Source organism: Bradyrhizobium sp. USDA 336, from assembly GCF_044908355.1.
Classification (GTDB): domain Bacteria; phylum Pseudomonadota; class Alphaproteobacteria; order Rhizobiales; family Xanthobacteraceae; genus Bradyrhizobium; species Bradyrhizobium yuanmingense.
Map to the genome: position 1 here is coordinate 452,809 of NZ_JBIYDC010000002.1, position 12,420 is coordinate 465,228.

Genomic DNA, 12,420 nt, shown 5'->3' on the forward strand with positions numbered 1-12,420 from the left:
ATTCCGCTCCGACGTGTAACTTGGGCCGGCAGAAGCCCGTATCTCAGGGCGTGGACTTCCCGCGCACGGAGAATGACATGCTTGACCGCCGCATCCTGCTCACGACTGTCGCCGGCCTGTTCGGCCTTTCGGCCTTGCGCTGGCTGAGAGGAACACCTGCCGAGGCCGGCGAGAAGGCCGCGCAGAAGTTCGAGATCACCAAGACGGAGGCCGAATGGCGCGCCCAGCTCACGCCGCAGCAATATGAGATCCTGCGCAACCATGGCACCGAGCGGCCCGGCTCCAGCCCGCTGCTGAAGGAGAAGCGCAAGGGCATCTTCGCCTGCGCCGGCTGCGACCTGCCGCTGTTTACGTCGGAGACCAAGTTCGAGAGCGGCACCGGCTGGCCGAGCTTCTATGCGCCGATCGAAGGCAATGTCGGCAAGACCGAAGACCGCAGCTACGGCATGGTCCGCACCGAGGTGCATTGCCGGCGCTGCGGCGGCCATCTCGGCCATGTCTTCGACGACGGCCCGAAGCCGACCGGATTGCGCTATTGCATCGACGGTTTCGGCTTGGTCTTCCACCCGGCCGCGGCGTCGGCGACGTAAGGCGGTCATTGGGAGCTTAAGGTGAGCAGGACGGCTTTGAAGTGGACGCTGTCCGGATGCCTTGTTGTCTATGTTTTGCTCTCGCTCGACGGCCTCACTGATGATGGCGAGACAAAAACCATTCGGATCGCATTGTGGGTAACGATCTTGGGCCTTGCCGCGTGGCTGCTAACTACCCGCAAGAGGTCATCCGAAAATCAGGACACCAACAAATCCTAATCTGGCTGCAGGCTAACAGCACCGGTGGCACCGGAATGACCGATCGCCCCGGCAATTGTTGCCGGTCCCGGCAAATGTGCCCCGGTCGTCAGACCGGGGCTTTTTCATTAAGTCATTGATTTGCTGAAGATACCCGCATTGGCATAGGCCTTGCGACGTCTCTTTCCGATTGCGGCCATGGTCGACCGGCCGCCGAGATCGGATTTGGAGACAAAGTTATGGGTATCTTCGATGCAATGAACACCTCGGTGGGTGGCCTGCAGGCGCAGTCCTTCGCGCTGCAGAACATTTCCGGCAACATCGCGAACTCATCCACCACCGGTTACAAGGGCATCGGCACCAGCTTCGTCGACCTCATTCCGGACTCCTCGGTCCCGAGCAAGCAGGTGGCAGGCGGCGTGCAGGCCAACGCCAAGGCCACCATCACGACGCAGGGCACGATCTCGTCCTCCAGCGTCGCCACCAACATGGCGATCACCGGCGACGGCTTCTTCTCGATCCAGAAGGCGAGCGGCGTCGTTGACAACGTGCCTGTCTTCACCGGGGTGACCTACTACACGCGGCGCGGCGACTTCCAGCTCAATGCCAACGGCAACCTGGTCAACGGCGCCGGCTATTATTTGATGGGCGTCACCGTCGACCCGAAGACCGGCAACCCGACCGGCAGCGTGGCAAACGTCCTGCAATTCCAGAACAACTTCATTCCGGCGCAGGCGACCACCTCGATCCAGTACGCGGCGAACCTGCCGACCCAGCCGAACACGGTGGCAAAAACCACGGCATCGACCGGCACCTTGCTCGCCGCCGGCGGCCTGAACCCGTCCGATTTCGCCGCCAACCCGCTGCCGGTCGGCACGCCGCCGGCGCCCTATGCCAACGCGACGGTCTCGGGCGCGGCCGCAACCGGCAACATCCGCTCGGCCTATTCTTCGACGACGGCCACGGGCACAGTTGCGCTCCAGAACAATTCCTCGGCAGTCGCCTCGACCACCACCTCGCTCGACAATGCCGCCGGCACGCATCTCGCCTCCAGCATTCTGACCGCGTTGAGCGGCCAGACGCTGACCATCAACGGCAACACCATCACGTTCAACGGCGGCACCACGGTCTCGACCGTCGGCAGCAACACCACGATCGGTCTCGGTGCGGGCACCACGGCGACAGTGGCCGACATTCTGAATGCGATCCAGACCGCCGGCGGCGCCGGCGTCACGGCCTCGCTCTCGGTCAGCGGCAATATCCAGATCGCGACCGGCACCGGCACGGACGTTGCGATCGGCAGCGGCACGGCCGCCACCGCGCTCGGCATCAGCAGCGTGACACGCGGCGGCAACGTGCTGTCGTCGCCGGCGATCTCCGGCGCGACCGTGTTGAGCGGCAGCGCGACGGCCGGCGGCGCCCAGGTGCTCACATCCGGCTTCTCCGCCGGCGACACCATCACCGTCAATGGTCAGACCCTGACCTTCATGAACTCCGGCGCCTCGGGCCCGAACCAGATCAACGTCACCGACAACGTCACGACCCTGCTCGGCAAGATCGATGCGCTCTCCGGCGCCTCGGGATCGTCGGTCAGCAGCGGCGGCGTGATCACGCTGAACACCGGCACGGTCTCCAACCTGACGGTCTCCAGCTCCAACAGCGCGGCCTTCTCCGCGCTCGGCTTCACCTCGACCATCACCAGGAATCGCGAGGGTGGCGGCACGGCCGGCACCGGCGGCGTGATCGGCAACGACATCGCCACCTTCACCAAGGAATCGATCAGCGGCGGCGCGGTGACCGCCTACAATGCCGCCGGTACGCCGGTGAACCTGCAATTGCGCTGGGCCAAGACCGACAGCGCCTCGCTGGGCGCAGGTCATTCCGACAGCTGGAACCTGTTCTACCAGACCGACCCGAACGCGACCGGCACGACGGTCGGATGGGTCAATACCGGCCAGACCTTCACCTTTGCCGCCGACGGCTCGCTGACCTCGCCGAGCGGCTCGGGCATCACCATCAACAACGTCACCGTCAGCGGCCAGTCGCTCGGCTCCGTCGCCTTCAACATCTCCTCCGGAGGGCTGACGCAATATGCCAGCACCAGCGGCGCAGTGACGATCAACACCATCACCCAGAACGGCTACGCCGCCGGTCAGCTCCGCTCGGTCGCCGTCAACAACAACGGCGTGGTGGTCGGCACCTTCTCCAACGGCCAGAACCTCAACCTCGCGCAGGTGCAGCTGTCGCATTTCAACGGCACCAATTATCTGAAGGCGATGGACGGCGGCGCCTATGCCGCGACCGAACAATCGGGTGACGCCATCGACGGCGCTTCGGGCACCATCAGCGGCTCGTCGCTGGAGGGATCCAACACCGACATCGCCGACGAATTCACCAAGCTGATCGTGACCCAGCAGGCCTATTCGGCCAACACCAAGGTGATCACGACGGCAAACTCGATGGTGCAGGATCTCCTCAACGTGTTGCGCTGATCGGCGCGTGACGTAACAAAGGCGGGCCAGTGATATGGGTTTGAGTTCAGCCCTCGCCAGTGCGATGAGCGGTCTGCGTGCCAACCAGGCCGCGCTCTCGATCGTCTCCTCGAACGTCGCCAATGCGCAGACGCCGGGTTACGTCGTCCAGACGCCGAACCAGATCGAGGTCACCACCGGCGAGTTCGGCGCGACGGCGATGACGACCGGCGTCAGCCGCCTGCTCGACACCTATGTGCAGAACCAGCTACGGACCGAGACCGGCGGCGGCGGCTACGCCGACCAGATGGCCAACATCCTGAAGCAGCTTCAGAATGTCTACGGCACGCCCGGCAATTCCGGCACGCTCGAAAGCGCGCTGAACAAGTTCACGACGGCGCTGCAGGCGCTGTCGACCAGCTCGGGTGCGTCGTCGGCGCAGACCGTCGCGCTCGGGGCGGCCCAGGCGCTCGCGACGCAGCTCAACGTCACCACCAAGGGCATCCAGTCGCTGCGATCCAACGTCGAGCAGGATCTCGGCAACTCGGCGCAGGCCGCCAATGCGGCCATGAAGCAGATCGCCGACATCAACACCAGGCTCCAGGGCCTGTCGGCCAACGATCCCTCGGCCGCAACGCTGATGGACCAGCGCGACCAAGCCATCAACACGCTGTCGAAATATGTCGACGTCCGCGTCACCACCGACAATTCGAACCAGGCCAACATCTACACCACGACCGGCATTCAGCTGGTCGGCGCCGGGCTCGCCTCCGAATTCTCCTTTGCCTCCGCCGGCGCGCTGTCGGCAACGTCCCTCTACAACATCGACCCTGCCAAGTCCGGCGTCGGCGCGTTCAACATCAAGCTGCCGAACGGCTCGCAAGTCGACGTCGTCGCCAACAACGTGGTGTCGTCCGGCCAGATCGCGGCCGATCTGAAGCTGCGCGACGACATTTTGGTGCAGGCGCAGAACCAGATCGACCAGCTCGCCGCCACGATGGCGAGCGCGCTGTCCGATAAGACAACGGCGGGCAGCACGGTCACCGGCCCGCCGGCCGGCTTCGATCTCGAGCTCGCCGGTGCGCTGCCGGGCAACACGGTCAACATCACCTATACGGACACGGCGACCAACACGCAGCGCCAGATCACGCTCGTCAACGTGACCGACCCAGCCGCGCTGCCGCTCCAGAACGCGACCAACGCCAACCCGATGCGGATTGGCGTCGACTTCGCCGGCGGCATGGGCGCGATCGCCTCTGCGCTGAACACCGCGCTGTCGGGCACGCATCTGTCGTTCTCCGCCGCCCCGTCGCCCGCGACCGCCACGACACTGAGGGTGACCGACGACAACACCGGGCTTGCCAAGGTCGGTTCGGCCTCGACCACCAAGACGATCTCGTCGCTGACCTCGGGCAATCCGCAGCTGCCGCTGTTCACCGACGGCGGGCAGGCGCTCTACACCGGCGCAATCACGGCGTCGGGCTCGCAGATGACCGGTCTTGCCGGGCGCATCGCCGTGAACACGCAGCTCGTGACCGATCCCACCCGGATGTCGGTCTACAATACCTCGCCGGTGACGCCCGCAGGCGACACCACGCGTTCGGACTATCTCTACTCGCAGCTCACCAGTGCAGTGTTTTCCTATTCGCCGCAGAGCGGCCTCGGCTCGGCGAGTCAGCCCTTCACCGGCAGCGTCTCGAACTTCCTCCAGCAGTTCCTGAGCGTGCAGGCCAACGCCGCGACCCAGGCGACCCAGCTCCAGCAAGGCCAGAGCGTCGTGGTCTCGACGCTCCAGGCCAAGTTCGACTCGACCTCCAAGGTCAACCTGGACTCGGAGATGTCGAACCTGATCCAGCTTCAGAATGCCTATGCCGCCAACGCCCATGTCATGTCGGTGGTGCAGACCATGATGAACACGTTGATCCAGGCTCAACTGTAAACAGTAACAGGGCTCCGAAAGATGGCGATCAGCAGCATCAACTATTCTTCGTCGATCCTGGGCGCGCAGATCCGCAACATCAATCAGCAGCTCACCGACCTCTCGACGCAGCTCTCGACCGGCAAGCTGTCGCAGAACTATGCCGGCATGGGGACGAACGAGGGCTTTGCGATCGCCGGGCGCGCGCAGCTCTCCAACATCGCCGGCTATACCGACACGATCACCAACGTCAATGTCAGCATCAACCTCGCCAACACCGCGCTGCAATCGCTGACCAAGATCCGCAGCACGGTGCAGACCGGCTCGGCCTCTACCGCGCAGGACCTCAACGTCAACGGCCAGACGATTGCCCAGAACACCGCCGCCGCCCAGTTCGGCTCGATGGTCGGTGTCCTCAACACGCAGACCGGCAGCCGCTATCTGTTCTCCGGAACGGCCGTCAATACCCAGTCGGTCGCCGATGCCGGCGACATCATTAACGGCACCACGACGCAGGCCGGCTTCAAGACCGTCATGGCCGAGCGCCAGGCCGCGGACTTGGGGGCCAGCGGCATGGGCCGCCTGGTGCAGACGCAGCCGACGGCGAGCTCCGTGCAGGTGTCGGAGGACGTCGCCGGATCGCCGTTCGGCCTCAAGATTAAGGCGGTGTCCTCGACGCTGAACGGGGCGACCGTCACCGGCCCGAGCGGCTCGCCGGTGTCATTCTCGGTCGATCTCAACGGCGTCAATCCGAACAACGGCGACAAGCTCAGCATTCAGTTCACCCTGCCGGACGGCACGACCGAGCAGATCGACCTGACGGCGTCCTCGGCAACGCCGACGCCGCTCGGCAGCTTCGCGATCGATGCGAGCACGCCCGTCAACCCGAACAATACCGCTGCGAATCTCAACACGGCGCTGAATACCGCAATTCAGAAGCTCGCCAACACCTCGCTGGTGGCGGCATCGGCGATCGTTGCGGGCGACAACTTCTTCAACACCGCGAGCTCCGCGATCGGCACCCCCGTCAACAACCAGGCGGCGCCGGCGGCCCCGGTCACCGGCGCGACGGCGCTGTCGGGCGCGAGCCCCTCGGACTCGATCTCGCCAGGCTTCGTCGCGGGCGATACCATCACCGTCAACGGGACCACGCTGACCTTCGTGGCCTCGGGCGCGACCGGCAACCAGCTCAACGTTACCGACAGCATCCAGAGTTTGCTGAGCAAGATCGACACGATCACGGGCACGTCGAAGCCCTCGACGGTCCACGGCGGCTCGATCACGATCAACACCGACGATGCGGCGAGCCTCAACATCACGACGTCGAACACCGGCGCGCTGAGCGCGCTCGGGTTCAGCTCGACGCCGGTGACCGCCGCGCAGCCGCCGCTGCGCGTCGGCTCCTCGCCTGCGAGCTCGGCGACCACGCTGGTGAACGGCTCGGCCAATACGGTGAAATGGTATTTGGGCAATGACGGGCCCGGCTCGGCGCGCTCGACCGCGATGGCGCGGGTCGACGATGCCGTGACGGTGCAGTACGGAGCCCAGGCGAATGAGGATGCGATCCGCCGGCAATTGCAGGCGATCGCGGTGTTCGGCACCTTCTCGACCTCGCCGACCGGGCAATATTCGGGCGGGCAGGTCTCGGCGCTGAGCCTGCGCACGACCCAGGCGCTGACCCAGCAGCCCGGACAGCAGCGCATCGAGGACATCCAGACCGACATCGCGATGGCCCAGAACACGATGAAGGACGCGAGCACGCGCCAGACCCAGGCCAAGGCGCAGCTCCAGACCATCATTGACCAGGCGGAATCGGCTTCGCCCGACCAGGTCGCGAGCGAGATCCTGGCGCTGCAGAACGCCCTGCAGGCGTCCTACCAGGTGACCTCGAACCTGGCGCAGCTCTCGCTCGTCAAGTTCCTGTAAGGAAGCGTTAAGACGCCGTTAACCATGCCTGTTTACCTCTTGGTGAGGATTGCAAGCGGGGGCGGAGCGGTCGATGTCGGACAATTTGCAGCTGGTGGTGGCGACGCCTTGCTTCGGCGGGCAGGTGTCGAGCATCTATGCGAGCTCGATCTTCGCGTTGCAGCGGGCCGTGCACGGCATGTCCAATCTCGAGCTCAAGGTTCTCCTGCGCGACGGCGACGCGCTGATCACCCGTGCGCGGGCCAACCTGGTCGCGATGTTCCTGGACGATCCGAAGGCGACGCATTTCCTGTTCATCGATGCCGATATCGGCTTCCGGCCGGAGCAGGTGTTCCGCCTGATCGAATGCGGCGCGGACGTCGTCGCCGGCTGCTATCCGATCAAGCGGGTCAACTGGGACAAGGCCGCGCGGGCGATCCAGTCGGGTCGGGCCGACGTGCCGGCCGCCTCGCTCGACTACGTGCTCGAGATCGAGGATCCCGACCGCATCGTGGTGGTCAACGGATTTACCCGCGTGCGCTATGCCGGCACCGGCTTCCTGATGATCCGGCGTCACGTGCTGGAGGCGATGTGCCGCCACCCCGACTACGCGAACCTCCAGTTCTTCCGCGAACATTCCCATGATGCGCTGGCGGCGAGCCGGAACCGGTTCGCGCTATTCGAATGTATGATCGATCCGGCGACCGGCACCTATCTGTCCGAGGACTTCGCCTTCTGCAAGCGCTGGACCGACATCGGCGGCGAGATCTGGGCCGACATCCAGAGCCCGCTCGACCACGTCGGGCCATCGGTGTTCCACGGCGACATCGCCTCGCAATTCGCAGCCGTGCCTGCGGCGGCGGCCGATGCCGCGGCGTGAGCCTTTCGGGATGAGCGGCGGCCCATCCCCTCGGCCCGAGATGCAACGCGCCGCCGACGGCGGCTCGCGTTATCGCCTGCGCGACCTCTTCACGCCGCTCGACACGCTGCTCGTTTCCGGCGGAGATCCGCGCCTGGCGCTCGATCCCACCGGCCGCGCCAACGCCTATGGCTGCCCGGCTTCGCCGGAGCCGGAGGTGTGGAATTTCGCCTCCTCGACCGCGTCGACGATCTCGCAGGCGGCCTATGACCGCGCCGCGTTGGCGCGTGAAGAGCTGATGCACAAGTGCCTGCTCGACGAGGTCGAGCTCGCTTTCGATGCACGCTGCGAAGATATGCGCGACGAGCTGCGCGGTCATCTCCAGCTCTCGCCGCGCGTCGACGTGGTGTTCTCGCCGTCCGGCACGGACTCCCAGCTCCATGCCCTGTTCCTGGCGCGCGCGATGCTCGGCGCGCGGCCGGTGACGATCGTGGTCGGCGCCGACCAGACCGGCAGCGGCACGGTCCATACCGCGCGTGGACATCATTTCAGCGCCCTGACGGCGAGCGGCTTCGCGGTTCGCAAGGACGGTCCGGTCGCGGGGCTGGCCGGCGCCAGCATCTCGCTGCCGCTGCGCGCGGCGGGGGCCGGGATCGCGATGCGCATGGACGCCGATGAAGCGGTGCTGCATGCGGTCGAGGCCACGATCGCGCAAGGCGCGCCTGTGCTGCTCCAGATCATGGATTCCTCGAAGCTCGGATGGCGTGCGCCGAGCGCGGCCTGCCTCGACGAGATCGCGCGGCGCTGGCCGCGCAAGGTCCAGATCGTCGTCGACGCCTGCCAGGCCCGGCTCGGTCGCCGGCAGCTGCGCTCCTATCTCGACCGCGGCTATATGGTGCTGATCACCGGCTCCAAATTCTTCGGCGGACCTGCCTTCAGCGGTGCACTGCTGGTGCCGAAGGGCCTGTCGCGATCGCTCGACCGCGTCGAGGGGATCGCATCTGGAATCCTTGATTACGCCGGCCGCTGCGATTGGCCGATGGCCTGGACGGCGCTGCGTTCGCGCTTCGAGCGCCGTCCGAATTTCGGTCAATGGCTGCGCTGGGAGGCGGCGCTGGCCGAGATCGGCAGCTACTACGGCGTGCCCGGGGCCTTCCGCGCCGGGATGCTCGCCGAGGTCGCTGCCGGCATCGACAGCATGATCGCATTGTCGCCGTCGTTGCGCGCTGTTTCGGCCGCGACCCACGCGGCCAGCATCGACGACGAGGAGTTCGCGCAACCCACCATCTTTCCGTTCACGCTGCTGCGCGACGGCAAGCCGGTTTGTGTTGCCGAGACCGCTTCTGTTCATCGCGCGTTGGCGCGTGACCTCAGCGAAGAGATCAACGGCAGCACGGAGGACCGTCAGGTCGCCGCGCGGCGCTGCCTGATCGGCCAGCCGGTGCGGCTGGAGCGGCAGGACGAGACGCCGCAGGCCGTGCTGCGCCTCTGCGTCGGCGCGCGGCTCCTGACTGAGGCCTGGTCGCCGGACAGGGGGGAGGCGCAGCGCAACGTGCAGCACCTTCTCGACCAGATCGCCCACGTCCTGGTGAAGATCGAGCTGCTGCTCGCCGGTGGCGCAGCGGCGGCCGTGCCGGTAAAGTCCGCGTTCGAGGTGTGAGATGCAGCATCCGGTTTCCGCGCCGATCGGCCTGACCGCGGCGAACTATGCCGACCGCATCGGCTTTGCGCAGCTGACGCGCCGGGCCTTCGAAGGCGTCGATCTGCATCCGTTGCGCGATCAGCTCGTCGCGCGCATCGCGGCGGGGACCGCGCTGGCGGGCGAGGGGCTGGACCTGTCGTTGATCACCCAGCTGCTGGGTGAGAAGGATCGGGGGCTTGCGATCCAGTCCGAGGTGCTGGCCTTCCATCAATTGTTCCGAACGCCCAGCGCCGCCCCGAAGCCGGGCCTGCGCCTGCTCGCGCTTGCAGCCGACATCGACATGGGCGGCAACACGCCGATCGATTTCCTGCTCGAGGGCGCCGATGTCGAGCTGTTGACTCTCTATGTGATCAAGGGCGTCGGGTTGCCCGAGACCTTGCCGGAGCACGACGTGGCCATCGTGGTCGCGTCCGATTCCGAGGAATGCCGCGAGGCGCTCGCGCTGATCGAAGGGGCCGCGCCGCACTGGCCGCGGCCGCTGCTCAATCGCCCCGATCGCATCGGCAATCTCGATCGCGACAAGCTGTATCGGCTGCTGATGGACGTGCCCGGCCTCGACATTCCCGCGACCATCCACGCAACGCGCGCGCAATTGTCGGACCTCGCGCAGGCGCGGATCGCATGCGCGGACATCGCAAGCGAATTGCACTTTCCGATGATCGCGCGGCCGCGCGGCTCGCATGCCGGCGTCGGGCTCGCAAAGCTCGATGATGCGGCGGCTCTGGCGGCCTATCTCGCCGAACGGAAAGAGCAGGACTTCTTCGTCGCACGCTTCGTTGATTATGTGAGCCCCGACGGGCTCTACCGCAAATATCGCCTCGCCATGGTCGACGGCAAGCCGTACGCGTGCCACATGGCGATCGCCGACCGTTGGGACATCTGGTATCTCAACGCCTACATGGCCTTCAGCGAAGAGAAGCGGGCCGAGGAAGCCGTCTTCATGCGCGACTTCGATCATGCTTTCGGCGAGCGTCACAGAAACGCGATCGAGGAGATGAGCCGGCGCGTCGGCCTCGACTATTTCATCGTCGATTGCGCCGAGAACGCGGGCGGCGAGCTTCTGGTGTTCGAGGCCGACAACACCGCCGTCGTGCACAACATGGATTCGCCGGTCGTGTTTCCTTACAAGCCGCCGCAGATGCGCAAGATCTTTTCAGCGTTCACGGCGATGCTGTTGCGGCATGCGAAGACGGGCGGGGAGAGCGCAGCATGAACGAGATCATCCGCAATACGCAAAGCTCCGTTGCGGATGCCCCGCTCGATCCGCAGGACTGGAGCGAGTTTCGCGCGCTGGCCCACCGCATGCTGGACGAGACGATCGACGGCATCGCCAACGTTCGTGCGCGCCCCGTCTGGCGGCCGATTCCCGATGACGTTCGTGCGGCATTCAGGTCGGACGTGCCGCGCGAAGCGAGCGACCTTGCCGAGGTCTGTCGCGAATTCTCCGAGCATGTCGCGCCCTATGCGACGGGCAACGTCCATCCCGGCTTCATGGGCTGGGTGCATGGCGGCGGCACCGCCGTCGGTATGCTCGCGGAGATGCTCGCCGCCGGCCTCAACGCCAATCTAGGCGGACGCGACCACATGCCGATCGAGGTGGAGCGCCAGATCGTCGACTGGATGCGCCGCCTGTTCCTCTTTCCCGAGAGCGCGAGCGGCATCTTCGTCACCGGCACGTCGATGGCCAATCTGATGGCCGTGCTGGTGGCGCGCACCACCGCGCTCGGCACGCTGGCGCGGCAGCACGGCATCGGCAATGACGGTGCGCTGCTCGCGGCCTATACGTCGCAGGCAGCGCATGGCTGCATATCGAGGGCGATGGACATTGCCGGGTTCGGCACCGATGCGCTGCGCAAGATCCCAATCGATGCCGATCATCGCATCGACGTTGCCGCATTGCGCGCGCAGATCGCCGCCGATCGCGAGGTCGGCTTCAAGCCTTTCCTGGTGGTCGCATCCGCAGGCACGGTCGATATCGGTGCGATCGACGACCTCAGGGCGATCGCTGCGCTGTGCAGCGAGGAGGGAATCTGGTTTCACGTCGACGGCGCTTTCGGAGCGCTCGCGATCCTGTCGCCGGAGCTTGCGCCGCTGCTCGGCGGCATCGAGCTTGCGGATTCCATCGCACTCGACTTCCACAAATGGGGGCAGGTGCCGTACGATGCAGGCTTTCTGCTGGTGCGCGACGGCGAGCAGCATCGGCAGGCCTTCGCGCAGCCGGCGGCCTATCTGAGCCGCGAGGCGAGGGGGCTTGCGGCGGGCACAGTCTGGCCCTGCGATCTCGGTCCCGATCTGTCGCGCGGCTTTCGTGCGCTGAAGACGTGGTTCACGCTGAAGACGTTCGGCACCGACCGGCTGGGCCGGGCAATCGCGCGAAGCTGCGCGCTCGCCAAATATCTGGAGGCGCGCGTGCTGGCCGAACCGCGGCTGGAATTGCTGGCGCCGGTCAATCTCAACATCGTCTGTTTCCGCTATCGCAGCGGCGATGTGGTCAATCGCGAGATCGTTGCCGACGTCCATGAGTCCGGCATCGCCGCGCCCTCGGGCACGACGCTGGACGGTAAGTTCGCGATCCGCGCCGCGATCGTCAATCACCGCACCGAGGAGGCGGACATCGATGCGCTGGTCGCTGCCGTGCTGCAGTTCGGTGACCAGCGGAGCGGCGGAGTGATCGAGGTCGACGCGCCGCCGCTCGTAGCGCAATAGCTTGACGAGCGCCTGAAAACGACAACGGCCCCGGAGACGATCCGGGGCCGTTGTCGTTGGCGCGAACGCCT

Annotated in this window: 8 protein-coding genes; all 8 read left to right on the forward strand. The window is 65.9% G+C overall.

What is annotated here, in order from left to right:
- The first annotated feature begins 77 nt into the window (after positions 1-77).
- The 8 genes from msrB (at position 78) to ABIA45_RS02920 (ending at position 12,349) form a co-directional block, all read left to right on the forward strand.
- Entirely contained in the window at positions 78-590 is a 513-nt protein-coding gene (gene msrB / locus ABIA45_RS02885; protein ID WP_036015643.1) for a peptide-methionine (R)-S-oxide reductase MsrB, read from the forward strand.
- Positions 591-1,027: 437 nt separating this feature from the next.
- Positions 1,028-3,280, forward strand: coding sequence for a flagellar hook-basal body complex protein (locus ABIA45_RS02890; RefSeq protein WP_157280822.1), 2,253 nt, complete (start codon positions 1,028-1,030; stop codon positions 3,278-3,280).
- A gap of 34 nt (positions 3,281-3,314) precedes the next feature.
- Positions 3,315-5,198: a flagellar hook-associated protein FlgK gene (gene flgK / locus ABIA45_RS02895; RefSeq protein WP_275502469.1), complete on the forward strand. Its 1,884-nt coding sequence runs from the start codon at positions 3,315-3,317 to the stop codon at positions 5,196-5,198.
- 21 nt (positions 5,199-5,219) lie between these two features.
- A complete protein-coding gene (locus ABIA45_RS02900) occupies positions 5,220-7,103 on the forward strand; it encodes a flagellar protein (protein ID WP_404651039.1) in 1,884 nt (627 codons plus the stop codon).
- Between the two features lie 73 nt (positions 7,104-7,176).
- Entirely contained in the window at positions 7,177-7,962 is a 786-nt protein-coding gene (locus ABIA45_RS02905) for a hypothetical protein (protein ID WP_271540503.1), read from the forward strand.
- Positions 7,963-7,972: 10 nt separating this feature from the next.
- Positions 7,973-9,601, forward strand: a complete 1,629-nt coding sequence (locus ABIA45_RS02910; protein WP_404651040.1) for a hypothetical protein — start codon at positions 7,973-7,975, stop codon at positions 9,599-9,601.
- 1 nt (position 9,602) lies between these two features.
- A complete protein-coding gene (locus ABIA45_RS02915; RefSeq protein WP_404651041.1) occupies positions 9,603-10,856 on the forward strand; it encodes a RimK family alpha-L-glutamate ligase in 1,254 nt (417 codons plus the stop codon).
- The gene (locus tag ABIA45_RS02920) at positions 10,853-12,349 is read left to right on the forward strand and encodes an aspartate aminotransferase family protein (protein WP_271540498.1); all 1,497 of its coding nucleotides are present in this window, start codon (positions 10,853-10,855) and stop codon (positions 12,347-12,349) included. Before ABIA45_RS02915 ends, ABIA45_RS02920 begins: the two co-directional genes overlap by 4 nt.
- The last annotated feature ends 71 nt before the right edge of the window (positions 12,350-12,420 follow it).